The organism is Herbaspirillum sp. YR522, assembly GCF_000282575.1.
GTDB lineage: Bacteria > Pseudomonadota > Gammaproteobacteria > Burkholderiales > Burkholderiaceae_D > Herbaspirillum.
On the sequence record NZ_AKJA01000015.1, the window covers coordinates 1 to 25,543 of the forward strand.

General features: G+C 65.5%; 23 protein-coding genes. 11 read left to right on the forward strand and 12 right to left on the reverse strand.

Annotation, left to right across the window (positions count from 1 at the left end):
* The coding region (locus PMI40_RS02325) for a TonB-dependent siderophore receptor (protein ID WP_040501571.1) at nucleotides 1-1,319 on the forward strand (1,319 nt) is incomplete at its 5' end.
* 3 nt (nucleotides 1,320-1,322) lie between these two features.
* On the opposite strand, the gene rsgA is transcribed toward PMI40_RS02325, so the two are convergent.
* The 3 genes from rsgA to PMI40_RS02340 are packed head-to-tail and all read right to left on the reverse strand — an operon-like array spanning nucleotide 1,323 to nucleotide 3,888.
* Nucleotides 1,323-2,249, reverse strand: coding sequence for a ribosome small subunit-dependent GTPase A (rsgA, locus tag PMI40_RS02330; RefSeq protein WP_008111727.1), 927 nt, complete (start codon nucleotides 2,247-2,249; stop codon nucleotides 1,323-1,325).
* A complete protein-coding gene (locus PMI40_RS02335; protein ID WP_040501583.1) occupies nucleotides 2,249-2,602 on the reverse strand; it encodes a 4a-hydroxytetrahydrobiopterin dehydratase in 354 nt (117 codons plus the stop codon). The genes rsgA and PMI40_RS02335 overlap by 1 nt, the downstream gene beginning before the upstream one ends.
* An 8-nt stretch (nucleotides 2,603-2,610) precedes the next feature.
* Nucleotides 2,611-3,888, reverse strand: a complete 1,278-nt coding sequence (locus tag PMI40_RS02340; protein ID WP_008111730.1) for a M48 family metallopeptidase — start codon at nucleotides 3,886-3,888, stop codon at nucleotides 2,611-2,613.
* 131 nt (nucleotides 3,889-4,019) lie between these two features.
* Between PMI40_RS02340 and orn the strand changes: the two genes are divergently transcribed.
* The gene (gene orn, locus PMI40_RS02345) at nucleotides 4,020-4,613 is read left to right on the forward strand and encodes an oligoribonuclease (RefSeq protein WP_008111732.1); all 594 of its coding nucleotides are present in this window, start codon (nucleotides 4,020-4,022) and stop codon (nucleotides 4,611-4,613) included.
* 70 nt (nucleotides 4,614-4,683) lie between these two features.
* On the opposite strand, the gene PMI40_RS02350 is transcribed toward orn, so the two are convergent.
* Nucleotides 4,684-5,670 (reverse strand): AraC family transcriptional regulator, encoded by a 987-nt coding sequence (locus PMI40_RS02350; protein ID WP_008111734.1) that lies wholly within the window; start codon nucleotides 5,668-5,670, stop codon nucleotides 4,684-4,686.
* 111 nt (nucleotides 5,671-5,781) lie between these two features.
* On the opposite strand from PMI40_RS02350, the gene PMI40_RS02355 reads away from it, so the two are divergent.
* Complete coding sequence (locus PMI40_RS02355; protein ID WP_008111735.1) at nucleotides 5,782-6,987, forward strand: MFS transporter; 1,206 nt, start codon at nucleotides 5,782-5,784, stop codon at nucleotides 6,985-6,987.
* A 69-nt stretch (nucleotides 6,988-7,056) separates the two neighbouring features.
* On the opposite strand, the gene PMI40_RS02360 is transcribed toward PMI40_RS02355, so the two are convergent.
* A complete protein-coding gene (locus PMI40_RS02360; protein ID WP_008111736.1) occupies nucleotides 7,057-7,752 on the reverse strand; it encodes a UPF0149 family protein in 696 nt (231 codons plus the stop codon).
* A 113-nt stretch (nucleotides 7,753-7,865) separates the two neighbouring features.
* On the opposite strand from PMI40_RS02360, the gene PMI40_RS02365 reads away from it, so the two are divergent.
* The 3 genes from PMI40_RS02365 to PMI40_RS02375 are packed head-to-tail and all read left to right on the forward strand — an operon-like array spanning nucleotide 7,866 to nucleotide 12,417.
* Nucleotides 7,866-8,879 carry a serine/threonine protein kinase gene (locus PMI40_RS02365; protein WP_008111737.1) on the forward strand — a complete coding sequence of 338 codons (1,014 nt, stop codon included), beginning with the start codon at nucleotides 7,866-7,868 and terminating at the stop codon, nucleotides 8,877-8,879.
* A 20-nt stretch (nucleotides 8,880-8,899) separates the two neighbouring features.
* Complete coding sequence (locus PMI40_RS02370; RefSeq protein WP_008111738.1) at nucleotides 8,900-9,475, forward strand: DNA-3-methyladenine glycosylase I; 576 nt, start codon at nucleotides 8,900-8,902, stop codon at nucleotides 9,473-9,475.
* A gap of 35 nt (nucleotides 9,476-9,510) precedes the next feature.
* Nucleotides 9,511-12,417 (forward strand): DNA translocase FtsK, encoded by a 2,907-nt coding sequence (locus PMI40_RS02375; protein ID WP_008111739.1) that lies wholly within the window; start codon nucleotides 9,511-9,513, stop codon nucleotides 12,415-12,417.
* 114 nt (nucleotides 12,418-12,531) lie between these two features.
* On the opposite strand, the gene PMI40_RS02380 is transcribed toward PMI40_RS02375, so the two are convergent.
* Nucleotides 12,532-13,965, reverse strand: a complete 1,434-nt coding sequence (locus PMI40_RS02380) for an NAD-dependent succinate-semialdehyde dehydrogenase (protein ID WP_008111740.1) — start codon at nucleotides 13,963-13,965, stop codon at nucleotides 12,532-12,534.
* A gap of 352 nt (nucleotides 13,966-14,317) precedes the next feature.
* Here PMI40_RS02380 and PMI40_RS02385 point away from each other — a divergent pair, with 352 nt between their 5' ends.
* Both PMI40_RS02385 and PMI40_RS02390 read left to right on the forward strand, forming a co-directional pair.
* Entirely contained in the window at nucleotides 14,318-15,763 is a 1,446-nt protein-coding gene (locus tag PMI40_RS02385; protein WP_008111741.1) for a YihY/virulence factor BrkB family protein, read from the forward strand.
* A 26-nt stretch (nucleotides 15,764-15,789) separates the two neighbouring features.
* Nucleotides 15,790-16,023: a hypothetical protein gene (locus PMI40_RS02390; protein WP_008111742.1), complete on the forward strand. Its 234-nt coding sequence runs from the start codon at nucleotides 15,790-15,792 to the stop codon at nucleotides 16,021-16,023.
* Nucleotides 16,024-16,248: 225 nt separating this feature from the next.
* On the opposite strand, the gene PMI40_RS02395 is transcribed toward PMI40_RS02390, so the two are convergent.
* The 4 genes from PMI40_RS02395 to PMI40_RS02410 are packed head-to-tail and all read right to left on the reverse strand — an operon-like array spanning nucleotide 16,249 to nucleotide 19,347.
* Complete coding sequence (locus tag PMI40_RS02395; RefSeq protein ID WP_008111744.1) at nucleotides 16,249-16,896, reverse strand: glycosyltransferase family 2 protein; 648 nt, start codon at nucleotides 16,894-16,896, stop codon at nucleotides 16,249-16,251.
* Nucleotides 16,897-16,916: 20 nt separating this feature from the next.
* The gene (locus PMI40_RS02400; protein WP_008111746.1) at nucleotides 16,917-17,540 is read right to left on the reverse strand and encodes a class I SAM-dependent methyltransferase; all 624 of its coding nucleotides are present in this window, start codon (nucleotides 17,538-17,540) and stop codon (nucleotides 16,917-16,919) included.
* A complete protein-coding gene (locus PMI40_RS02405; protein WP_008111748.1) occupies nucleotides 17,537-18,304 on the reverse strand; it encodes a PIG-L deacetylase family protein in 768 nt (255 codons plus the stop codon). Before PMI40_RS02405 ends, PMI40_RS02400 begins: the two co-directional genes overlap by 4 nt.
* Nucleotides 18,292-19,347 carry a hypothetical protein gene (locus PMI40_RS02410; protein WP_008111750.1) on the reverse strand — a complete coding sequence of 352 codons (1,056 nt, stop codon included), beginning with the start codon at nucleotides 19,345-19,347 and terminating at the stop codon, nucleotides 18,292-18,294. Before PMI40_RS02410 ends, PMI40_RS02405 begins: the two co-directional genes overlap by 13 nt.
* A 312-nt stretch (nucleotides 19,348-19,659) precedes the next feature.
* Between PMI40_RS02410 and PMI40_RS02415 the strand changes: the two genes are divergently transcribed.
* The 3 genes from PMI40_RS02415 to PMI40_RS23655 all read left to right on the forward strand — a co-directional run bounded on the left by PMI40_RS02415 (nucleotide 19,660) and on the right by PMI40_RS23655 (nucleotide 23,832).
* On the forward strand, nucleotides 19,660-20,772 hold the full coding sequence (locus PMI40_RS02415; protein ID WP_008111752.1) for a catalase family protein: 1,113 nt from the start codon (nucleotides 19,660-19,662) through the stop codon (nucleotides 20,770-20,772).
* 40 nt (nucleotides 20,773-20,812) lie between these two features.
* Complete coding sequence (locus PMI40_RS02420; protein WP_008111754.1) at nucleotides 20,813-23,125, forward strand: FdhF/YdeP family oxidoreductase; 2,313 nt, start codon at nucleotides 20,813-20,815, stop codon at nucleotides 23,123-23,125.
* A gap of 164 nt (nucleotides 23,126-23,289) precedes the next feature.
* Nucleotides 23,290-23,832 (forward strand): hypothetical protein, encoded by a 543-nt coding sequence (locus PMI40_RS23655; protein WP_008111757.1) that lies wholly within the window; start codon nucleotides 23,290-23,292, stop codon nucleotides 23,830-23,832.
* A gap of 20 nt (nucleotides 23,833-23,852) precedes the next feature.
* Here PMI40_RS23655 and PMI40_RS02430 read toward each other — a convergent pair whose 3' ends face one another.
* Complete coding sequence (locus tag PMI40_RS02430) at nucleotides 23,853-24,092, reverse strand: hypothetical protein (RefSeq protein WP_008111759.1); 240 nt, start codon at nucleotides 24,090-24,092, stop codon at nucleotides 23,853-23,855.
* 235 nt (nucleotides 24,093-24,327) lie between these two features.
* Nucleotides 24,328-25,398, reverse strand: coding sequence for an asparaginase (locus tag PMI40_RS02435; protein ID WP_008111761.1), 1,071 nt, complete (start codon nucleotides 25,396-25,398; stop codon nucleotides 24,328-24,330).
* Nucleotides 25,399-25,543 lie beyond the last annotated feature (145 nt).

Below are 25,543 nucleotides of genomic sequence, written 5' to 3' on the forward strand. Positions count from 1 at the left end.
GGCTGCCGCCGGCCGCGCCCGATACCTTCTATGGCGCGGCCGGTCGCGACTTCGTGCGCGACACGACCCTCAACCTGCGCTCGACCTTTGCGCACCGGCTCGATGCGCATTGGCAGGTGCGCCATACGATGAGCCTGCTCGATCTCGACAGCAGCTTCGACAACACCTTTGTCACCCAGCCCTTCTTGTCGACCCCGCGCGACTTCAATCGCGTCCAGCGCGCCCGTTTCGTGCAGGACATGCAGCAGCGCAACCTGCAGACCAACCTCGAACTGCTGGGCCAGCTCAGTAGTGGCGCGGTCGGCCACGACCTGTTGCTGGGAGCGGAATACAGCTGGCAGAAGCGCCAACCCAGGTTGTGGTCGGGGGTGGCCGCGCCGGTGGCCTTCCATGGTCCCGATACCCGCGCCGGCACCGGGGTGGCCAACACGCCCTTTGCCCACAACAGCCACCGCGCCAGCGGCCAGGCGTTGTATGTGCAGGACCAGCTGAGCCTGGGCCAGCAATGGAAGCTGCTGGCGGGCCTGCGCTGGGACCGGTTCGAGATCGATTCGACCAACCGGCTGCGCGGCCTGCGCTCGCAACGTTCATCCTCGGCCCTCAGTCCGCGCGTCGGCGTGGTGTGGGAAGCGCTTGCCGGGCACAGCCTGTACGCGTCCTACAGCAAGAATTTCGCGCCGGTCGGCGGCGACACCATCGGTATCACGCCGGACGCCCGGGGCAACGCCAACGATCTCGGACCGCAATATTCGCGGCAGCTGGAAACCGGGATCAAGAGCGATTGGCTGGCAGGCCGCCTGAGTTCGACCCTGTCGTTGTTCCAGCTGGACCTGTACAACCGGGCGGTGGCCGATCCGGTGGTGCCGGCCATGTTCTACCTGACCGGCCTGGAACGCAATCGCGGGGTGGAACTGAGTGTGAAGGGCGAATTGGCGCGCCACTGGTTCATCCGTGGTGGGGTCACACGCCAGAACGCGCGCGTGGTCGACGCCGAGCCGCGCTTTGCCGGCAAGCGCTCGGCCGGGGTATCGGGCAGCGGCGGCAGCCTGTTCATCGCCTATGCGCCGCCCTTGGGGCTGTTCGCCGAGAGCGGGCTGGTGCACGAAGGGGCGCGCTATGCCGACCGCGACAACATGCTGGAGCTGCCAGGCTATGTGCGCTGGGATGGCAAGATCGGTTATCGCCTGCGCCAGGCCGAGATCACGCTGGCCGCGCTCAACCTTGCCAACCGGGGCTACCATGCCAGCGCCACCGGACTGGGGCAGGTGATGCCGGGCACGCCGCGCAGCTTCACGCTGACGGTGGCCTACCGGTTCTAGGGCTCAATAGAGGGTTTGCGACGACTCGTGCACCAGTTGCGCATACAACTGGTGTCGCATGGGCGCGATCTCGCCCGTCCTGACCGCCGCCAGCACCGCGCAATCGGGTTCGGTGAGGTGGTGGCAGTTATAGAAGCGGCAATGGCCCAGATGTGGGCGAAAGTCGCGGAAGGCGCGCTCCAGCATGCCTTCGCTCAACTGGTACAGGCCGAACTCCTGGAAGCCGGGCGAATCGATGATGCTGGCGCCTTGCTCCATCTGGTACAGCCGGGTGAAGGTGGTGGTGTGCTTGCCGGTGTCGAGGGCGGCCGAGATCTCGCGCACGGCGATGTCGGCATCGGGGATGATCAAGTTGATGATCGACGACTTGCCCATGCCGGATTGACCGATCAGGATGGTGCTCTGGCCGGCCAGCAAGGGCATGAACAAGGCCCGCGTGTCCTGCGGCGCGGCGGTGGCCGAGACCTCGTGTACCGGGTAGCCCAGCCGCGAATACACCTGCAGCCGCTCGCGGGTGCGCGGCAGGGCTTCGGTGATGTCGGTCTTGTTGAGGATCAGGTGGGCGTCCACCCCGGCCGATTCGGCCGCCACCAGCGACCTTGACACCAGGTCGTCGGTGAAGCTGGGTTCGGTCGCCACCACGATGAACAATTGCGTCACGTTGGCCGCCAGCAGCTTGGACTTGTATTGGTCCGAGCGGTACAGCAAGGTGCTGCGTTCGTCGATCGACTCGACCACGCCCTGGTTGGGCGAGGTGCGGGCAAAGCGGATACGGTCGCCGACCGACACGTCGCTCCTCTTGCCGCGCGTGACGCATTGCAGTTTCTGGTCGCCGGCCTGCACCAGGTAATGCCGTCCGTGGGCGGCGATGACCACGCCTGCCTCGAGTTCGGCCGCCTGGCGTGCCGCTTGGGGTCGTCTGGAAGCCATCAGTGGGCGCGCTGGGCGAACAGGGCGTCGATCTTGGCGGCGCAGATGAAGTCGTTGATCGACAGGCCGCCGCGCCCCTGGTTGACACTGTGGGTGTCGAACTTCACGCTGCAGCGGTTATAGCTCACTACCAGCTCCGGATGATGGTCTTCGGCGTGGATCACCCAGGCGATGGCGTTGACGAAGGCCAGCGTCTGGTAATAATCCTTGAAGTCGAAACGGCGCGCCAGCTTGCCATCGTCAAGTTGCCATCCGGCCAGCAGCGCCAGGTGCGACGCGATGTCGGCATCGCTCATGGCGTCGGTCTGGTGGCTGCAGTGGGCAGCGGCGAGTTCGGAAATAGAGAGGCTCATGGTGTTGTTCATTGGGCCGCGGGGCGCGGCGCCTGGTTCAAATGGGTGATGCGCAACGAGGCCGGCGGATGCGAATCGTAGAAAGCCGAATGCAGCGGATCCGGGGTGAGGGTAGAGGCGTTGTCTTCGTACAGCTTGACCAGCGCCGACACCAGGTCCTGCGCATCGGTGTGGCGGGCGGCGAAGGCGTCGGCCTCGAATTCGTGCTTGCGCGAACTGAGCGACGACAGCGGCGAGAGCAGGAAGGTGAAGATCGGCAGCACCAGCATGAACAGGATCAGCGCCATGGCGTCGTTGCTGCCGAACAGCAGCGGGTTCACGCCCAGGCCGGTATAGAACCATACCTGGCCCTTCAGGTAGCCCAGCAGTGCCAGAAATCCCAGCGAAACGGCAAACATGACCACGATGCGCTTGGTGATGTGCTTGAGCTTGAAGTGGCCCAGTTCGTGCGCCAGCACCGCTTCGATCTCGTGTGGTGCCAGGCGCGCCAGCAGGGTGTCGAAGAAGACGATGCGCTTGCCGGCGCCGAAGCCCGAGAAATACGCATTGCCATGCGCGCTGCGCTTGGAGCCATCCATCACGAACAAGCCCTTGGACGCGAAACCGACACGTTGCATCAACGACTCGATACGCTGGCGCAGTCCGTCATCGTCGAGTGCGGTGAACTTGTTGAACAGTGGCGCGATCACGCTCGGGTACAGCACCAGCATCAACAACTGGAAGGCGCACAGCACCAGCCAGGTATAGAACCACCACAGCGCGCCGGCCCGTTCCATCAGGGCCAGCACCACCCACAGCAGCGGCAGGCCCAGCGCCATGCCCAGCACGGTCTGCTTGGCCAGGTCACCGAAGAACAGGGCGCGCGTCATCTTGTTGAAGCCGAAGCGGGTCTCGAGCTTGAACTGGCGGTAGTAATCGAAGGGCAGGTCGACCAGCCCCGAGATGCATCCGAACACCGCCACCAGCCCCACCTGGTACCACATGTCCGGGCCGCCGGTCCAACCCAGCAGCAGGCTCGACAGCCATTGCAGGCCACCCAGCAGCGTAAAGGCGATCAATACCGCGGCATTGACCAGCAAGGTCACCAGGCCGAACTTGGTGCGCGCGACCGTGTAGTCGGCCGCCTTCTGGTGGGCCGCCAGCGGAATCTTTTCGGAAAATTCGGCAGGAACTGCAGCACGGTGGGCCAGCACATGGCGGATGTGGCGCGACGCCAGCCAGAAACGCACCACCAGGCTCAGGCCTAGAAACGCGACGAACAAAACCGAAAACGTAAGTGAAGACATGCTTTCCCTGTGCGAAAATGGCGGAAGTTCGGTGCCCTTGCGGATACCTGGATGCGCGCCACGAACAACCGAATAACCTGGAACAACCTGAAAGTGGCGACATCTGCCGCTTTCATCGATAAGGAAGAATTATGTCACAAGCCGACAACGCAACCGGCGCGCCCGTCAACGCCGTGCCGGCCCGTCCGAACGAGCTGAACCTTGTCTGGGTCGACATGGAAATGACCGGGCTCGACCCCGATCATGATCGCATCATCGAAGTGGCGGTGGTGGTCACCGACTCCCAGCTCAACGTGATCGGCCAGGGGCCGGTGATCGTGGTGCACCAGAGCGACGAGTTGCTCGACGGCATGGATGCCTGGAACAAGGGCACTCACGGCCGCTCCGGCCTGATCGACCGGGTCAAGGCGTCGACCGTGACCGAAGCCGAGGCCGAAGCGGTGCTGGTCGAGTTCCTGCGCAAGTACGTGCCGGCCGGCAAGTCGCCGATGTGCGGCAATTCGATCTGCCAGGACCGTCGCTTCATGGTGCGCGGCATGCCCAAGCTGGAAGAGTTCTTCCACTACCGCAACCTCGACGTGTCCACCCTCAAGGAGCTGTGCAAGCGCTGGAAGCCGGAACTGGCCAGCGGTTTCAAGAAGCGCCAGATGCATACCGCGCTGGCCGACATCCTGGAATCGATCGAAGAGCTGAAGTACTACCGCGAGCACTTCATCAAGGAGTGACCGCGGCTGCGGGCCGCAACTGCCATACCCGGGACGCGCCGCTTGGCGCGTTTTGCTTTTGCAGGCCCCGCTAGCCCAGTCGCGCCTGGCTTGGCGGGTGGCCGATGATGCGCTTGAAGGCGCGGCTGAACGAGGCTTCCGAATCGTAGCCCAGGCGGTTGGCCACCACTGCCACCCGCAGGCCTTCGCGGGCAATCCACTGGCGTGCCTGGAACATCTTGACCCGTGCCACGTATCGGGCCGGTGTCTCACCCACCGCGGCGGTGAATTTTTCGATGAAGCGCGAGCGCGACGCGCCCATCACCTCGGCCAGCTCGGCCACGTTCCAGTCGCGCTCGGGCTGGCGGTGTACCGCCGCCAGCACGCGTCCGATCTGGGGGCAGCGCACGGCGGCGATCCAGCCGCTGGCATCGCTGCAGGCGCACTCGACCCAGGCCCGGATGATGGTCGCGGCGAGCACGTCGGCCAGGCGCGCCATGATGCCGCAGGCGCCGATGCGGTCCATCGTCACCTCGCGTTCCATGGCCTCGATCAGGGTCGGCACGGCCGGGTCGCGTTGCGCCAGGTCGCAGGCGCGCATGACGTCGGGCATCATCATCAACAGCGGATGCAGCGGGTCCAGGTTGAAGCGCATGCTGCCGCAGAACATCACATGCGAGGGCGCGGCCAGGGCGCCATCGTGGGCGCTGGCGGCATCGCCATCGTCCTTGACCAGGTACAGGTTGTCCGCCAGCCGCCGCCGTGCCAGGGCGTCGATCTCGACCGCCGGCACCTCGGGCGAACTGGCCAGTTCATGGTAGGTGCCGCGCGGCATGAGCAGTGCATCGCCGGCATTGAGCCGTTCCCAGTCGGTGTCGTCGGTACGCATCCAGCAGGTGCCCTGGGCGATAAAGTGAAACCGCGCCTCGTGACTGGGACCGAACGCCAGCGCCCACGGCTCATGCATCTCGCAACGGCCGTATTCGACGCCGTCCAGGCGCAACCCGAGCAGGATCTCGGTCAAGGTATCTGGAGTGTCCACTGCAGCGCGGACTTGCGGGCAGGCATCGAGCGACATGGCTGTTCCTTGAACTTGGGACGAAAAGGCATGAATTAAGATTTTACCGGCATTGAAAGTCCGATCCCGCAATCATACACTGCCGGCTTGACTTCCGTTCCAAGGGTTTGCATGCACAACGCTCCTTCTGTTGAAAGCCACGGCTTTCCGTCCCCCGACCGCGCCAACTGGCTCGGCATTGCCAGCCTGGCGCTGGGGGTGTTCGGCCTGGTGACGGCCGAATTCCTGCCAGCCAGCCTGTTGACCGCCATGGCCATCGACCTCGGCGTCTCCGACGGCGCCGCCGGCCAGGCAGTAACCGCCACGGCCATCGTCGGCGCCATTGCCGCGCCTACCATCCCCGTGCTCACCCGCAACTTCGACCGCAAGCAGGTCATCCTGGCCCTGACCCTGCTGCTGGTGTTGTCCAACGTATTGGCCGTGAGCGCGGCCAACCTGCCGGTGCTGCTGGTGTCGCGCGTGATGCTGGGCGTGGCGCTGGGTGGCTTCTGGTCGATGGCTGCGGCCCTGGCCATGCGCCTGGTGCCCGAAAAGCTGTTTGCGCGTGCCATGTCGGCGATCCTGACCGGGGTCTCGGTGGCCACCGTATGCGCTGCGCCCATCGGCGCCTACATGGGCAACCTGTGGGGCTGGCGCAGCGCCTTCATCGCCGCCGGCGTGCTGAGCGTGGTGACGCTGGCGGTGCAGGTGCTGGCCATTCCCAGGTTGCCGCCGCGCGACCATCCCAACCTCAAGGTGCTGTTCGAACTGCTGGGCCGGGGTGACGTGCGGGTGGCGTTGCTGGCGGTGCTGCTGGTGATTTCGGGCCACTTCGCCGGCTTCACCTATATCCGTCCCCTGATGGAAAACATCACCCATCTGTCGGTCAATACCATCTCGGCGATCCTGCTGGGGTATGGCGTCGGTGGTTTCCTCGGTAATTTCGCCGGCGGGTTCATCGCCGAACGCAGCGAGCGCTATGCCGTCGTGTGCGGTGGCGCGATGATCGCCGTGCTCGCGGCTGCGCTGTGGGTGGCGGGCAGCTCGGCGGTGGTGGCGGCCGTGGCCATTACCCTGTGGGGCTTTGCCTTCGGCGCGTTTCCGGTCGGTTTCCAGACCTGGATCGTGCGTGCCGCGCCGGACCATGCAGAGGGCGCAGGTGGCCTGATGGTGGCGGCGTTCCAGGTCGCCATCGCCAGTGGTGCCATCGGCGGCGGCGTGATGGTGGACCATGTCGGCGCCCTCGGTGGACCGATCTTCGCGACCATTGCCTTGACGCTGGGCACCTTGCTGACCTTGCGCTACGGGCCACGCGCGGTGCGCGGCCAAGCGCGCTGACAGGCACCAGGAAAACGGCCCTGAAGATCGCTTCAGGGCCGTTTTTTCATGTCTACCGGTGCCGCTGCCTTATTCTTCGCCGTCGGCGCCGCAGCACTTCTTGTATTTCTTGCCGCTGCCGCACGGGCAGGGATCGTTGCGGCCGGTCTTGGGCGCGTCGCGCTGCACCTGTTGCACCGCCGACTTGCGCTTGGGTGCCCAGTAGCGCTGGATGTGCGGGATCGCCGATTCGATCTCGATGGCCAGCTTGTGGGTCTTGAGCGGATCATCGATGAGCCGGGTCTCTTCTTCTTCGAGTTCGTCCGACCCCAGCAGGTAGATCGGGCGCATCAGCTCGGCCAGGTCCGAATGGAAGATCTCGTCCCACTGGGCCGCACGCAGTTGGATACCTTCCCAGAAGCCCCAGGCCCAGGCCTCGGCGTCGAGCAGCGGCTTGCCTTCGTGCTCGCGCTCGCAGAACAGCGGTTCGTATTCCTTGGGGGCGACCTCGAAGGTGATGGCGATCTCGTTCATGCTGCGTGCGATGAGGCTGGTGATGCGCTCGGCTTCCTTGCCCGACTTGAACTTGGGCGTGTCCTCGGCACGGCTGCCCCATACGCGCGGTAGCCATTCAGCCATCAGGACCTCCTGCGGGCCGATCACCAGTGCGGTCAGGTAACCGTTGAGGGTGTCCATGGTCATGACGTCGTCGGCACAACGGTCGGACAGCAGGAAATCGTCGAGTTCTTCGAATTCCTGCTCGGAAAGGGGCTGGTCGAGTTGCATGGCGGTGTTCTTTGCAAAAGCTGTCAATTGGAGGCCAAGTTTACTCCATTCGGCGGCAGCGCTAGCGTGTTTCACCTGCACTGGCAGCACGCTAGGCCAGTACAATAGCGGCCATGGATCAAACTGCAGCTGCCGGCGCCGAGGCCGGACTTACTTCCTTTGCAACCCTGTCGCCGGACCTGGTGCTGGATGCCCTCGACAGCGTCGAGCTGCGCGGCGACGGCCGGCTGCTGGCGCTCAACAGCTACGAAAACCGGGTCTACCAGGTGGGCATGGAAGAAGGTCCGCCGGTGGTGGTCAAGTTCTACCGGCCGCTGCGCTGGACCGACGCGCAGATCCTGGAGGAACACCTGTTCGCGCAACAGTTGGCCGATGCCGAGATCCCGGTGGTGCCGGCGCTGGCGCTGGCCGATGGCAGGACCTTGCAACACCACGCCGGGTTTCGCTTTGCCGTGTTTCGCCGCCATGGCGGACGGGCGCCCGAGCTGGATGACCCCGATACGCTGGAATGGATGGGGCGCTTCATCGGCCGCATCCATGCCATCGGCGCGCAACAGCCGTACCACCTGCGCCCGGCGCTCGACCTGGCCAGCTTCGGCCAGGAGCCGCGCGACTGGTTGCTGGCCCACGAATTCATCCCGCCGGACCTGCAGGCATCCTGGAGCACCACCGTGCAGCACGCGCTCGATGGCGTGCGGCGCAGCTTCGACCGCGCCGGTGAGCTGTGCCAGTTGCGCCTGCACGGCGATTGCCATGTCGGCAATGTACTGTGGACCGACGCCGGGCCGCACTTCGTCGACTTCGACGACAGCCGCAGCGGTCCCGCCGTGCAAGACCTGTGGATGCTGCTGTCGGGCGAGCGCGGCGACATGGTGCGGCAATTGTCGGACCTGCTGGCCGGCTACGAAAGCTTTTGCGATTTCGAGCCGCGCCAGTTATACCTGATCGAGGCGCTGCGTACGCTGCGCCTGATCCATTATTCCGCCTGGCTGGCCCGGCGCTGGGACGACCCCGCGTTTCCGGTGGCCTTCCCCTGGTTCAACACCCAGCGCTACTGGCAGGATCGCATCCTCGAGCTGCGCGAGCAGATCGCGCTGATGGACGAGCCGCCGCTGTGGCCGGCGTGACACTAGTGACAAGGAACAATATGACGACACGCTGCGGTTGGGTCAACCTCAACAATGCGCTGTATGTGCAGTACCACGACGACGAATGGGGCGTACCATGCCACGACGAGACGCGCCTGTTCGAAATGCTCAACCTGGAAGGCGCACAGGCCGGGCTGTCATGGGAAACCGTGCTCAACAAGCGCGAGAACTATCGCGCCGCCTTCGATAACTGGGACCCCGAGAAGATCGCCCAGTACGACGAGCGCAAGGTGGCCAGGCTGCTGGCCGACCCGGGCATCGTGCGCAATCGTCTCAAGGTGGCCGCCACCATAGGCAACGCCCGTGCCTACCTGAAGCTGCGCGAGGAAGTGGGCGGGCTCGACCCCTACCTGTGGGGTTTCGTCGACGGCGAGCCGATCCGCAATCGATGGCAGGCGCTGATCGATTGTCCGGCCAAGACCCCGTTGTCGGACGCCATCTCCAAGGACCTGTCCCGGCGCGGATTCAAGTTCGTCGGTTCCACCATCATCTATGCCTACCTGCAGGGCATCGGCGTGATCGACGACCATGTGCTCGACTGCCACCGCCATGGTCGGCAGCACATCGGTGGCTGAATCGTGAGGGACGCTTCAATGAACGGTGCAACAGCATGATTTTCATCAAATGGTTTGGCTGGTCGGTGTTGTGGATACTGCCGCTGCTGCTGCGCGTGGCAGTGTCGCTGCTGACGCGCAGGCCGATCCTCGGTGGCCGCGGCGCGATCCGTGTCTGGCTCGGTACCCTGATGCTGCTGCTGGGCAGCTGCGCCATCGAGTCGCTGCTGCGGGCCCAGTTCGGCACCGGCGACGATGGCCAACGCGGCGACCTGCTGGGGTTTGCGCTGATGGAAGGCCTGACCGGCAAGATCAACAAGGGCGTGGCCGTGATCCTGCTGCTGGTGCTGGCCGGCTTTGGCCTGAAATGGCTATTGGGCGCCATGCTGGGCGCCTCGCGCGACGGCGGCCTGGAGCACTCGCCCGAACTGGAGCCGACCTCGATGCTGCCGCGGCGCGGCAGCATCGAAAGCGAACGCAATCGTCTGGCCCAGCAACGCAATGCCGCCAGCGCCGTCGGGCCCGAACGGGCCGAGCGGCGCATGCCGCGCCCGGCCGCAACCCCCGCTGCCGGCGCCCAGCGCCCGGTGGCGCGCACTACCGACGCGCCCCCGCGTGAAGACTGGCAAGTACGGCTGTCGTCGCTGCAGCGCGGCAGTGCGCGTCACGCCGCCCCCGCAGAGGGGCCCGCGCGGGTCAGCAAATGGCCGGCCATCAAGCCATCGGCCGAAGCGGTCAAGGCCCGTCCGGAGTCGGAATGGGCGGCTTTCGAATCGTTGCGTCCGACCGATGCCATGCTGGCGCGCGCCACCGCCAGCAGCGCCATCAGCGCCGCCAGTGCCGCCGCCAACGCCAGCCTGTCGCGAGCGGCGCCGCCGGCGGCGCCACAGCAGCATATTCCACCCTCGATCGCACGCGGCATGCGCATCAGCAGCGTAGGCCGCAATCCTCGCCAGGCCTCGCCGCCTGTCGACGGGGCCCGCGCCGAAGTGGTGCCGACCCGCCTGATGCGCTCGCTGCAGGAAGCGATGCGCGCGCCAGGCGCCGACCCGCAAGTCACGCCGGAAGTCGCCGTGCCAGCGTCGCCGCCGACAGCGCAGCCACGCATCGAGCCGATCGATACGTCGCATATCGAGCCCCTCATCGAGCCCATCATCGAGCCGACCATCGAACCCGCACCGGTGGTCGTGCCGCCATTCCGGCCGGTGGCCGTGTCGCCCTGGGACGATATCCCGGCGCCTGTCCCGCAGCCGCCCGCTGCAGCCGCGCACGAAGAGCACGCACCCTACGCGCCGTTCGAGCCCGATGGCGCCTTGCACCAGGACCTCGAGCCGCTGACGCCGTTCGAATTGTTCCCGCCACCGCCGTCGGTGCCACCGGCAAGCGTGCCGCCGGCCGCTTTTGCGGTCCAGGCCGCCACGCCTGCGGCGCCGACCCGGATGATCGTCGACGATATCGACGACGGCCCGCGGGTCGACATTCCGTTGCCGGCGCTGGAGTTGCTCGACGTGCGCCAGGACGCCGCCATCGAAGTCGATGCCGAGCAACTGGCCGAGACGGGCCGCCTGATCGAACAGCGGCTCAAGGAATTCAAGGTGCCCGTGACGGTGCTGGGAGCAGAAGCCGGCCCGGTGATCACCCGCTTCGAGGTCGAACCGGCGCAGGGCGTGCGCGGCGCCCAGGTGGTCAACCTGGTCAAGGATCTTTCACGCGCGCTGGGGCTGACATCGATCCGGGTGGTCGAGACCATCCCCGGCAAGACCTGCATGGGGCTGGAGTTGCCCAATGCCAAGCGGCAGATGATCAAGCTCTCCGAGATCGTGCGCTCCGAACCCTACCGCAAGTCGTCGTCGCTGTTGACCTTGGCCATGGGCAAGGACATCACCGGCATCCCGGTGGTGACCGACCTGGCGCGCGCGCCGCACATGCTGGTGGCCGGCACCACCGGCTCGGGCAAGTCGGTGGCGATCAACGCCATGATCCTGTCCTTGCTCTACAAGGCCACGCCCGACGAAGTGCGGCTGATCATGATCGATCCCAAGATGCTGGAACTGTCGATCTACGAAGGTATCCCGCATCTGCTGGCGCCGGTGGTGACCGACATGCGCGAGGCCGCGCATGCGCTGAACTGGGCGGTCGAGGAAATGGAACGGCGCTACAAGAAGATGTCGCGCCTGGGCGTGCGCAACCTGGCCGGCTACAACCAGAAGATCGAGGACGCCGCCGCCCGTGGCGAGAAGATCGCCAATCCCTTCAGCCTCACGCCGGACGCGCCCGAGCCGCTCGACAAGCTGCCCACCATCGTCATCGTCATCGACGAGCTGGCCGACCTGATGATGGTGGTCGGCAAGAAGGTCGAAGAGCTGATCGCCCGCCTGGCACAGAAGGCGCGGGCCGCCGGCGTGCACCTGATCCTGGCCACCCAGCGGCCGTCGGTGGATGTGATCACCGGACTGATCAAGGCCAACATCCCGACCCGGGTGGCGTTCCAGGTGTCCTCCAAGATCGATTCGCGCACGGTGCTCGACCAGATGGGGGCCGAGTCCCTGCTGGGGCACGGCGACATGCTGTTCCTGCCGCCGGGTTCGGGTTACCCGCAACGCGTGCACGGCGCATTCGTCTCGGACGAAGAGGTGCATCGGGTGGTCGAATACCTCAAGTCGTTCGGCCCGCCGCAATACATCGAAGAAATCCTGGCGCCGCCTATCCCCGAGGACGCCAGCCAGGGTGACATGTTCGGCGGCGAGTCGGCCGATCCCGAAGCCGATCCGCTGTACGACGAAGCGGTGGCGTTCGTGCTCAAGTCGCGCCGTGCCTCGATCTCATCGGTGCAGCGGCAATTGCGCATCGGCTATAACCGCGCCGCGCGGCTGGTGGAGCAGATGGAAACGGCAGGCGTGTTGTCGGCCATGTCGCGCAATGGCAGCCGGGACATCCTGGTGCCGCCGTCGGGGGACGACTAGGCGCGCCGTAGCGGTAGCCGGTCGCGCGTCGAACGCCGCACCGTCGCCACAGGCATGAAAAAAAACGGCGAACCGATGACCGGTTCGCCGTTTTTCATTCGATCACCCAGGCGTTCACACGTCCAGCTGCGACACGAACTTGGTGTTGACGTAGGCTTCGATCGCCTCGGTGCCGCCTTCCGAACCGTAGCCCGAATCCTTGATGCCGCCGAACGGCACTTCCGGAATCGCCAGGCCCAGGTGGTTGATGGTCAGCATGCCGCTTTCCACGCGCGAGGCCAGCGCATGCTTGACCTGGGACGACTTGGCAAAGGCATATGCGGCCAGGCCGAACGGCAGGCGGTTGGCTTCGGTGATGGCTTCTTCCAGCGTGTCGAAGGAGTTGATCAGCGCCAGCGGGCCGAACGGTTCCTCGTTCATGGCACGCGCCGTCAGCGGCAGGTTGGTCAGTACCGTAGGCTGGAAGAAGTAACCCTTGTCACCGATGCGCTTGCCACCGGTGCGCAGCTGCGCACCTTGCGCCACGGCGTCCTCGATCAGTGCCTCCAGCGCCGGGATGCGGCGCTTGTTGGCCACCGGGCCCATGGTGGTGCCGGCGTCGATGCCGTTGCCGACCTTCAGTTGCTCGGCATAGGTGACGAACTTGTCGACGAAGGCATTGAACACGTTCTTCTGCACCAGGAAGCGGGTCGGCGCCACGCACACCTGGCCGGCATTGCGGAACTTGGCGCCGGCCAGGTTCTTGACGGCAGCGTCGATGTCGGCGTCGTCGAACACGATGGCCGGGGCGTGACCGCCCAGTTCCATGGTGGCGCGTTTCATGTGCTGGCCGGCCAGCGCCGCCAGTTGCTTGCCGATCGGCGTGGAGCCGGTAAAGGAGATCTTCTTGATCACCGGGTGCGGGATCAGGTATTCGGAAATCTCGGCCGGCACGCCATAGACCAGGTTGATCACGCCTGCGGGCACACCGGCGTCGGCGTAGGCACGAATCAATTCGGCCGGTGAGGCAGGGGTCTCTTCGGGCGCCTTGACGATGATCGAACAGCCCGCGGCCAGGGCGGCCGACAGCTTGCGCACGACCTGGTTGATCGGGAAGTTCCAGGGGGTGAAGGCGGCCACCGGGCCGACCGGTTCCTTGATCACCATCTGGTAGGCGCCCGGCACGCGCGAGGGCACCAGGCGGCCGTAGGTACGGCGTGCTTCCTCGGCGAACCAGTCGATGGTGTCGGCCGAACCCAGGGTTTCCATCTTGGCCTCGGCCAATGGCTTGCCCTGTTCGATGGTCATCAGGCGGGCGATCTCGTCGGCGCGCTCGCGCAGCAGGTTGGCGGCGCGGCGCATGATCTTGGAGCGTTCGAAGGCCGAGGTATTGCGCCAGACCTCGAAGCCCTTCTGGGCGGCGTCCAGCGCACGGTCCAGGTCTTCGCGGCCGGCGTGGGCGATCTTGCCGACCACTTCCTCGGTGGCGGGGTTGATCACGTCGATGGTGCGGCCCGAAACGCTGGCGGTCCATTCACCGTTGATGAAAAGCTGTACGTCCTTATACATGTGCGGTCCTTGTAGGAGGGGTGTCGAAAAGCTGCCGGGCCACTTGCGCGGCGACAGCCACTGTGGGGGTCGAAGAACTGGGGCGTGCGTCTCGCGATCGGTTGATCTGGTTGTTGGCGTGCTGGCAACGACCATGCCGATGGCCAGGCGTGCAGCGGACGATATTTATACCATGCATCGCAACATCGCGCCCGCGGCGGCAATGCTGACAGGGTAGCTGCGTGCTGCGCTGTCAGCGGCCACGGAAGTGGCGGCATTAGTGCACGCATGTGCCAGGGCCGCCGGAACAATCCCCGTGGCGCTGGGTCACAAAGTGAGCTTCCATTGGCGGAGGCATTGCGCGAGATCGATGATGAGCAGCCAACCCTATGATTTTCTGCACGGCCGGCGTGAAGCCGCGCCCGATGCCCAAGCGCTCCCGGCCAAGCCCGATGCGCCGCACGACAACCCGAGCGTCGGCGGCTTGGTGGCCGGTTCGGTGCTGAGTGCCGGGCTGGGTATCTGGCTGGCGCGCCGACGCCATCGCGCGGTCCCCGGCAAGCCGGTCCGGGCGGCCAAGCCCGTCGAGGTCACGCCGCCGGCGTCGGGCGTCAAGCCGGTGCGCTACAGCCGGCTGCAGGATGACGGCAAGCCACACGGCATCGAACGTGCCATTCGCCTGGCCACCTTGTTGCTGCCGCTGGTGGCGGCCTATCGCAAGAGCAATACGCCCCGCGCCCAGCTCGACGATGAGGTCCAGCAAGCCAGGCGCGTGCATGCCGCCAGTACGCGCATGGGCATCATCAAGGCCGACATCGAACCGTCGCCCGCCGACTACCTCGACCCTGCGGCCGAGGTCAAGATGCTCAAGGGCGGCACCCGCCTGCAGCAGGGCTGGCAAATGACGGTCGCCGCCGTCAATGCCTGGCTCGATGATTTCGCCCCCAGCATGGGCGCGGCGATCGCCTACTACACCATCTTCTCGATTGCGCCGATGCTGGTGATCGCCATTGCCGTGGCCGGCATGGTATTCGGCCACGACGCCGCGCAAGGGGCGATCGTCAACCAGATCCGCGACATCGTCGGCACCGAAGGCGCGATCGCCATTCAGGGGCTGGTCAAGTCGGCCAGCGAGCCGCGCGAAGGCATGATTGCGGCAGCCATCAGCCTGGTCACGCTGGCGGTGGGTGCGACGGCGGTGTTTTCCGAACTGCAAAGCGCGCTCGACCGCATCTGGCGCATCCCGGCGGTCGCCCGCAAGAGCGGTATATGGCAATTGCTGCGTACGCGCCTGCTATCGTTCGGCTTGATCCTGGGACTGGGTTTCATGCTGATCATTTCGCTGGTCGTCAGCGCCGGGTTGGCGGCGCTCGGGCGCTGGTGGGGCGGCTGGTTCGAGGGGTGGCAACTGGTATTGCAGGCGCTCAACTTCGCGTTGTCGTTCGTGGTGTTCTCGACGCTGTTCTCGGTGATCTACAAGTTCATGCCGCGCGTGACGCTGTCATGGCGCGATGTCTGGATCGGCGCGGTGGCGACCACCATCCTGTTCATCATCGGCAAGTACCTGATCGGCCTGTATCTCGGCAGCACCGGCATGACCTCGGGCTTCGGCGCGGCCGGGTCGTTCGCGCTGCTGCTGGTGTGGATCTATTATTCGGCGCAGATCTTCCTGCTGGGCGCCGAATTCACCTGGATCTACGCCAACAACTTCGGTTCGCGCGCCGTGCGCCAGAAACTGGTCAGTGCGCTGCACGACAACCAGGGCAACCTGGCGCAGGCGCAGGACGCGGTGCAGCAGGTGCAGGGCAGCGGCCACTGATTCATCAACCTAGGAAGGGAAACATCATGAAGCTCAAGGCAATCCAGATGCTGGGTCTGACACTGGGCGTACTGGCCGCCTGGAAAGTACGCAAGACCCTGCGTGCAGGTGGCACGCCGACCTTAGGCGATCTCGGCAACTCGCTGGTCAAGGGCTGGTCGCCGAAGCTGCATTCGGCCACCGGCGTGCCGACATATGAAAGTCCCGAAGCCGATCCGCCGAAGAACCGCATGCCGTCGGTGGGTGATCTGCCGCCATGATCGAGGCGATGCAGAAGTAACGAAGATATGGAGATATGAAGAAATGAACGCCGCTATGCGGCGTTCATTGTCTTGGGGCAGCCGTTTGTCCATTTCCATCTCCCGGCCGGGGTGAGTAGCTGCCCGGGCGGCGTATCGGAGGCGCTGGTGCCGGTGTGGTGGCGGTCGTCGATAGCCCTGCGGAACTGCCCGGTCCGAACGGGTTTTCAATGACCGATCAGGCTATCAGGCCCAGGCGCGCAGGGTATCGCCGAAACCGCCCGGTGCCTTGCTTGCCATGCGCGCACTGGTGGTCACGCGCGGCTGGGCGCTCCAGGCGATCTGCAGCCCCGACGCCATCAGCGCCTCGACCATCGCCACGTCCTCGTGACAAGCGAGCGGACTGAAACCGCCCACCTGCTCGTAGGCCTTGGCAGAAATGCCGAAGTTGGCGCCGTGGATATGCCGGTGGCCATCGCGATCCTGATAGGTCTGGGCAAAGTGTGCCGCTACCTTCGGTGTATGCGCGCCCCAGTCGTGTACCGCCACGGTGCCGCAGACGGCGTCGGCACCCAGCATCAGTTGCGCCGCCAGCCAGTCCGGCCATACGGTGCTGTCGGCGTCGGTAAAGGCCAGCCAGCGCGCACCTTCGTTAAGCAGCATGCGTGCCCCATGCGCACGCGCCATGCCGACATTGCGCGCCTGCAGGTGGGTGACGGCCGCGCCGTGGTGCTGCGCTACGCGGCCCGATGCATCGGTGCAGGCATCCAGTGCCACCACGATGCGCACCGGTTCGGCGTCCAGTCGTGGATGCGACGCGGCCACCCGTGCTGCGCACAGGCAGGCGGCCAGGTACTGTTCTTCGTTATGTGCGGGAATCACGATGCCGATCATGGCGGGTCTCCTTGCCGTTCTTAGTGTTTTTCCCACAGGTCGAGCAGGAAATCGTCGTCTTCGTAGCAGGCCTTGTGGCGCAGCCGGCCATTGCGGTCCAACAGCCGATGCATCGAGCGCGTCGGCTGCAGGCGGTCATCGAATTCCTTTTTCCAGTGGCAAGCCAGCAGGTGGCCGCCTGGCGCCAGGCTGGCCACGGCCAGCGCCGATATCTCCACCAGTTGCATGGCATCGAAGTAATAGCAAAGCTCCGATAGTAGTACCAGGTCGAACGCCGGCGAAGTCGACGACAACGCCGGCCATTGCTCTGGCAAGCTCTCGCGCCGTACGCTGACGTGTGGCAGATCACGCGTGCGCTCGCGTGCGATATCGACTGCCTGCTGGCAGAAATCCGATGCCATCAAGCGGTCGCAGCGGGGCGCCAGGGCCAATGTCAGTTCGCCGTTGCCGCAGCCGGGTTCGTAGACCGCCTTGAAGCGCGGGTTTGGCAGGATCCCCAACAAGATGGCGCGCTTACGCTGCTCGTACCAGCTGTCGCCGTAGTGCCAGGGATCATTGCTGGCGGCATACAACTGGTCGAAATGGCTGGCCGGGCCGGCCACGCCAGCGACCTGCAGCGACAGCGGCGGATCTTCGGCGTTCATACGAACAACACCTCATAGGGACGCACGAAGTGCGCCAGTACGGCAGCCGGCAGGACCTCGGCGCGCTCGCCGTCGGGTGCGACCTGGCTGCGGTAGCAGCGCAGCGCACGTCGCTTCTTCCATTCGCTGGCAGGATCGAGGGCCAGCTTGCGGGCGCGCCCCCAGGGGATGGAGCGTCCCTGCGGATCGGCCCAATGCCAACCCCAGATCGGTACTTCGATCAGCTTGCAACCCAGTTCATGCTCCAGTTCGGCGGCGACGTTGCCCACCGCTTCATGGTCGGGATGGCCATCCAGGCGCCATGGGGCGAACACGATATCGGTGGGCAGCAGGCGCGCCTTGAGCCAGGCCTTGAACTGTTCGCGATCGCGTTGCACGCGGCCATCGGCGATGCCGGCGCGCAGCACTTCGGCCTGTCCCGCTCCCAGGCAGCGCAGCGCATCCTGGCGTTCTGCCGCGCGCAGCCGTGGCAGTTGGGGCGCCAGCGGGGAGGAGGTCGGGTGACTGCCTTCGCCGTCGCTCACGGCAATGACGGTAATGTTGCGCATCATCGTGGCCAGTCGGGCCATCAGCCCGCCGCAGCCCAGCGTCTCGTCGTCCGGGTGCGGTGCCAGTATCACGGCGCGCGAACGGGGTGGTACCAGGTGGCACAGCTCCAGCTCGGGCAGCGCCTGCAGCGCGGGGCAGGCTTGCCATTCGTGTTCGGCGGTGCCGCCGACGATATCGATGAAACGTGCTGCGGTCGGTAGATTCAGAGTTGCCATGGGGTTTGCTCCGTGTCGAGACAGGTCGTACCAAGCTGGGCCAGGTCACGCCCGGCGTGACTCTGGCGCAGGAACACCGGCAGGTCGGCCAGCAGCCGGGCGCTGCGACGCTCGGCGCAATACGGACGCGGACCCAATGCCGCGCCGATGTCGTCGATGGTCTGCCGGGCGGCGGCTTCCACCGTCAGGCGTGCACGCAGCGTCATGCGCATGGCGTCGGCGGTGGGGTTGCTGTCGATCCAGCGCGCGGCCGTGCGCAGGCATTGCGCCGCAGCGTGCAAGGTGCATTCGGTGTTACCCAGGCGCGCCAGCGCATGCTCGTCATGGCGCTGGACAAGCTGGCCGCGCAGATGGTCGGCCAGCGCTGCGGCGGCACCGAACCAACAGGCGGCAATGCCGGCACCGCCTTGCCAGAAGCCGGGGCGCCGCAGGTAGAAATCGGGTGTGCCCACCGGGCGCGCGGATGCATTCTTCAGGCGCAGGCGGGCCGTGCGGGTGGCCGCCATGCCCACGGCCAGCCAGTCGTCATCGATGATCTCCACCCCAGCCTGGTCCAGGTCCAGCGCGGCCAGGCACGAGCGTCCCTGTTCATCGCGATAGCTGAGCAGGCCATGGCTGACGACGTGGGCACCGGAGCACCAGTGCTTTTCGCCATTGAGCAGCAATCGGTTTTCATTGGGCAGGGCCTGCACCTTGAGCATGGCCTGGGGCGATTCCGCGCACCATACCCCCCATACCGCCAGATGCGGCAGGTCGTCTTCACCTGCCTGGGCGAGGATGGACAGGGCATCGGTATGGGCTTCGAACAACTTGGCCAGCGACAGGTCCAGCCCGGACACCGCCGCCAGCACCCGCCAGCGGTGCAGGGTGTCGCCTTCGCCGGGTAGCGGCAAGGCATCCAGGCCGTCGTCGACCAGCTGGCACAGCAGTTCGCCCACCAGGTCGGGCAAATCGGATTGGCTGCACTGCGCCAGCGGCGCCGTGACGCGCTGCGCGATGCTGGCGGGCAGGCCCAGGTGGTGGTGATTGGCGTGGCTGTTCATGCTGCTCCCGGCGAATGGGGTTGTTGTTGGTTTGGTCGCGATGTCGCCAGGGGCGGATCGCCGGACATGGGCAGTATGCGGGCCCGCCCGGCGGTTGGATGTCGGCGCGGCCCGGCGTTTGACGTAGGACTTTGACGCGCCGCACGAGTGGCCAAGCTCATCAAGAAAGTGGCGCCCGAAGGTGGGAAAGCACCGACAGCCGGCTGAGGTCGAGGCTGATCGCATGCCTGGCCGGCGCCGCCTATGATCGGGCATGCCCATCCGTGATGTCGCATTCCATTGTCGTGTCCATTTTCCAGAATAGAGGCAGCCATGCAATCGTCCGATCGCCACCTTGATGCTCCCGTCGTCTATGACCCCGCCTTCGAAACCATGGAGCCCGATGAACCGCAGACCGAAGCCGGCCTGATCGATGCCCTGACCAAGATTTCCGAGACGGTCTTCCGTCATTCCGAACATGCACAGCGCGCGGTCCACGCCAAGAGCCATGGCTTGCTGCGCGGCGAGATCGAAGTGCTGCCCGGCTTGCCGACGGCGCTGGCGCAGGGTGTCTTCGCCCGGCCCGCGCGTTATCCGGTATTGATGCGGCTGTCGACTTCGCCCGGCGATGTGCTGGACGACAAGGTGTCGACGCCGCGCGGCATGGCCATCAAGATCGTCGGCGTCGAGGGTGCCCGCCTGCCCGGCAGCGAAGGCGCCGTCACGCAGGACCTGGTGCTGATCAACGGCCCTTCGTTCTCGGTGTCGGGGGCGAAGAAGTTCCTGGGCAACCTGAAGCTGCTGGCCGCCACCACCGACAAGGCGCCGGAACTCAAGAAGGTCCTGTCGGCCGTGCTGCGGGGTGCCGAGAGCATGCTGGAGTCGGCCGGTATCGAGAGCAGCAAGTTGATCGCGCTGGGCGGGCACCCGATCACCCACCCGCTGGGCGAGACCTACTACAGCCAGGTGCCGGTGCTGTTCGGACCCTACATGGCCAAGATCTCGGTGGCACCGGTGTCGCCAGAGCTGCAGGCGCTCGACGGCAGCCCGGTCGATCTCAAGGACAACCCGGATGGCTTGCGCGATGCCGTCATCGGGTTCTTTGGCGCGTGCGAGGCGCAATGGGAGGTACGGGTGCAACTGTGCACCGATCTGCAGAAGATGCCGATCGAGGATGCCGCCGTCGTCTGGCCCGAGGACGTCAGTCCCTTCCTGCCGGTGGCACGCATTACCGTGCCACGCCAGGTGGCCTGGAGCGGTCCGCGCTCGTACGCGGTCGACGACGGCATGTCGTTCAGCCCCTGGCACGGCATTGCCGAACATCGTCCATTGGGTTCCGTGATGCGGGTACGGCGGGCCGCCTACGAGGTGTCCAAGCGCTTGCGCGCGGCCCATAACGGCCGCAGCATCGACGAGCCCGCCAGCCTGGACGACTTGCCCGATTGAACCGCTACACCTTCAGACCAACCGAGCAGGAACATCGCAAATGAAAACCAAGGACATCCCGGAAGAAGCCACCTTCCACAGCTATAACAATTCGGCCGGTGGCTGGGGCTCGGTCAAGGCGCTGGCGTCGAGCCTGATGCACGAACATGTGGTGGGCAGCGGCACGCGGGTGTTGATGAAGCAGAACAAGCCCGATGGCTTCGCCTGCGTCAGTTGCTCCTGGGCCAAGCCGTCCGATCCGCACCTGTTCGAATTCTGCGAGAACGGCGCCCGGGCCACCGCCTGGGAAATCACCGATCGCCGCGCCACGCCCGAGCTGTTCGCCCAGCACACCGTATCGGACATGCTGTCCTGGAACGACCTCGAACTGGAGGCCACGGGACGTCTCACGCATCCGATGCGCTACGACGCCGGTAGCGACCGCTACGTACCGGTGTCGTGGCAGGAAGCCTTCGACGATATCGGCGCCAGGTTGCGCGACATGGACCCCAAGCGGGTGGTGTTCTATGCCTCGGGCCGGGCGTCGCTGGAGACGTCCTACATGTACCAGTTGATGGCGCGCATGTTCGGCACCAACAACTTGCCTGACAGTTCCAACATGTGCCACGAGTCGACCTCGGTGGCCTTGCCCAAGAGCATCGGCGTACCGGTCGGCACGGTCGGGCTGGAAGACTTCGAGAAGACCGACTGTATCCTCTTCTTCGGTCACAACACCGGCACCAATGCGCCGCGCATGTTGCATCCGCTGGAAGAGGTACGCAAGCGCGGGGTGCCGGTGATCACCTTCAATCCACTGCGCGAGCGCGGCCTGGTCAGTTTCGTCAATCCGCAGTCGGCGCTGGAGATGCTGACCCCGGCGCGCACCGCGATCAGCTCGCAATACGTACAGATCAAGATCGGCGGCGACACCGCCGCGGTCATCGGCATGGCCAAGCACCTGCTGGCGCTGGACGATGCGGCGCAGGCTGCGCGGCGCCCGCGCATCCTCGACGTCGATTTCATCAAGCAGCACACCGCCGGCTTTCCCCAGTTCGAAGCGGTCGTGCGCAGCACCGGATGGGACGACATCGAATTGCACAGCGGCGTCACCCGCGCCGAGCTCGAAGCGGCAGCCGCTACCTATGCCGGCGCCAACGCCGCCATGCTGATGTACGGCATGGGCGTGACACAGCATCGCGAGGCGGTGCGCACCATCGGCATGTTGGCCAACCTGCTGCTCATGCGCGGCAATATCGGCAAGCCCGGTGCCGGCATCTGCCCCATTCGCGGCCACTCCAACGTGCAGGGCCAGCGCACCGTGGGCATTACCGAAAAGCCTGAATTGGTGCCCAATGACCGGCTGCGCGAGCTCTACCATTTCGAGCCGCCGATGGACAAGGGGCTCAATACCGTGGAGGTCTGCGAGCAGGTCCAGCAGGGCAACATCTCGGCCTTCTTCATGCTGGGTGGTAACTTCGTACGCGCCATTCCCGACCATGACCAGGTCGAGCCGGCCTGGCGCGAGATACCGTTGACAGTGCAGGTGGTGACCAAGCTCAACCGCAGCGTGATCGTGCACGGAAAATGCTCCTACCTGTTGCCTTGCCTGGGGCGCATCGAGATCGACCGGCAAGCCAGCGGAGCGCAGGCGGTATCGATCGAGGACAGCACCGGCTGCATGCACGGTTCGCGCGGCATGGTCGATCCGGCTTCGGAGCACCTGTTGTCGGAGGCGGCCATCGTGGCCGAGGTAGCCAAGCGCATCCTGCCACCCAATCCCCAGGTCGACTGGGACGCCTGGGTGGCCGACTATGGGCGCGTGCGCGACGCCATCGAGGCCACCTGGCCGGACATCTTTCGTGACTTCAACCGACGCATGTGGAAACCGGGCGGCTTTTCGCGGCCGCTGGCCGCGCGTGAACGCAAGTGGAAGACGCCCAACCAGCTGGCCAACTTCATCGTGCCCGCAGGGCTCGATCCCGATCCCGACATGCCGGCCGATGCGCCAGGCGTGCTGCGCCTGATGACGGTGCGCGGGGACAGCCAGTTCAACACCACCGTCTACGGTCTCGACGACCGCTTCCGCGGCGTGTTCGGTACCCGTCGCGTGTTGCTGATGAACCGTGCCGACATGGACACGCTGGGATTGGTCCCGGGCACCATGGCGGCCGCCGAGACGGTGTCCGACGATGGCGTGCAGCGGCGAGTGGCGCGCCTGCGGCTGGAACCGTTCGATATCCCGGTCGGCTGCGTGATGGGGTACTTTCCCGAGCTCAATCCGCTGGTGCCGCTGTTTCATCACGCCAAGGAGAGCAAGGTGCCTGCCGCCAAGTCGATACCGGTGCGCATCGTGGCCGAAGCCGTCGTGGTTTGAACCCGCAATTGTCCGATCCTGCCGACGTCGTCGGTGGTCGATTCCCACTTGCGAACAGGTGCCGCACCGACTGCCGCCCGGGGCTCGCCTTTCCTAGACTGGATGGGTCGGGATGACAGTAAGTGCGTCACCCCGCATCCCATTCATCTCGAGGAGGAGAAAACATGAAACACGGCACAATGAAGAAATCTGCAACCCTGCTGGCAGCAACCCTGCTGAGCCTGTCGGCGGTGGCACAGACCGGCGGCGTGGGCGGCAGCTCCAACGGAACCGGAGCCGGCGGCTATAACGCCGGCAATGGCACCGCAACCGGTACCATGGGTGCGACCGGCACTACGGGGTCGGGAACCACCGGCACCGGTGCGACCGGCACTGGCACCACCGGGACCGGCACTAACGGGACAGGCACTGCGGGGACCGGAACTGCCGGCACCAGTGGCAGCACGGCCGTTCCTACCGGATCGAGCACCGGTGGTACAGGCACCGGGACAGGGTCGACCGGCACCGGTGGTACCGGTAGCGCAGGATCGATCGGTGGCGCCTCTGGCGGTACCTCCGGTGGCGCAACGGGTTCTGGCGGGTTCGGCGCGGGCGCAGGTGGGTCCAGTGGCGGTGGCGCAACCGGCGGTGCCGGCGGTGCCGCAGGGGGTGCGGGTGCCGGAGGTGGGGCCGGTGGTGGCGCCGGCGGCGGTGGCGGTGGACGCTGATACGGCATAGCGTCCGGGTCTCAATGCACGTGTTGCGCGATATCCAGTTCGGCCAGGATCATCTCGACCTGAAGGCACTGCAGTTTGAGGTCTTTCACCGCCTTACGGTACTGGCGCACGGTCTTGAGCGTCGGTACCGAATTCTCGTTGCGCACCGCGCGCACCGCTTCCATCATCAACCCCGACAGCAGCACCGACGCCGCGTCGTGGGTTCTCTTGAGTTCGGTGATGCTGGTAAGCAAGCTGAGTTTCTTGTCCATGGTGATCTCCTGACCGTTAGCCTGCTCTGACCGGGGCGACCGTGCATCGTTCCGGCCAAGCACGAACTCGCGCTGCGGCGCACTGCAGGTCGCGCGCCGTGTTCCGGATAGTGTCGCAGATAGTGGCGTCCCGTGCTGCTGGACGACACTATCGCGCTATTGCACCGTTGCAACGCTGACGGGCTTGGCTCGTCGGCGGCTCGCGCGGCGGTGCATCATCCTGCCTTCGACCTGATCAGTATTTCCACATGATCTGTTGCAGTTGCTTGCTGTCGTTGGTGCGTGTCAATGCCAGCTCGGCCAGGATGCGCGCCTTCTGTGCGTTCTGGTCGTCCGTCACCACCCAGTCATACTTGTCATCGGGCTGCTCGCCGTTGCGAATGACCACGCCGCTGCCGGTGCGACTGGCGCGGATGACCTGTATGCCCTTGCTGCGCACTTCCTGCAGCACCGGCACGATCTGCTCGGCCACGCTACCGTTGCCGGTACCATCATGGATGATCGCGCGGGCGCCGGCGTTGACGAACGCATCGTAGGCGGCGCGACTGACGTTGCCGTAGTTATAGGCGATGTCCACCCGCGGCAGGGTGTCGATCTTGTCGATATCGAATTCGGTCTGCGTGGTGTGCGGGCGAGCCGGCAGGCGATAGAAGCTCAGCTTGTTCTCGACCACGTAGCCCAGCGGGCCATAGGGCGAGCGGAAGGTCTCGACCTTGAAGCTGTTGCTCTTGGTGACGTCGCGTCCCGAATGGATCTCGTCGTTCATCACCACCAGCGTACCCTTGCCGGCCGCCTCCTTGCTGCCCGCCACCAGCACCGCGTCATACAGGTTCAATGCGCCGTCCGCGCCCAGCGCGGTGCCGGGGCGCATCGAGCCCACCACCACCACCGGCTTGGCGCTCTTGAGCACCAGGTTGAGGAAGTAGGCGGTCTCTTCGATGGTGTCGGTGCCATGGGTGATCACGATGCCGTCCACGTCATCCTGCTTGAGCAACTGCGACACCCGCTTGCCCAGCGTCAGCAGGCGCTGGTCGTTGAAGCTCTCGCTGCCGATCTGGAAGATCTGCTCGCCGCGCACATTGGCGATCTTGCTCACTTCGGGTACCGCCGCGATGATCTTGTCCACCGGTACCACCGCCGATTGGTAGGCGGCGGTGTTGACGCTGGAGGCGCCCGCGCCGGCAATGGTGCCGCCGGTGCCGATGACGACCACGTTGGGTTTTTTGTCCTGGGCCTGGACGCCGGCCGCGAACGCTGCCGACAGCACCATTACCATGCCCAATTGCTTGAATGTTGCGTGTTGCATCTTGAAGGTCTCCGGTGACACGAGCAAGCGGGCGCCAGCGGTGCCCGTCGTCGTTGTTTGATTATTGGTTGGGTTGACGGCCATAGGATACGGTTCGCATCGTATGAGAGACATCAACGGCGACGATCATACGAAACGCGCGGCA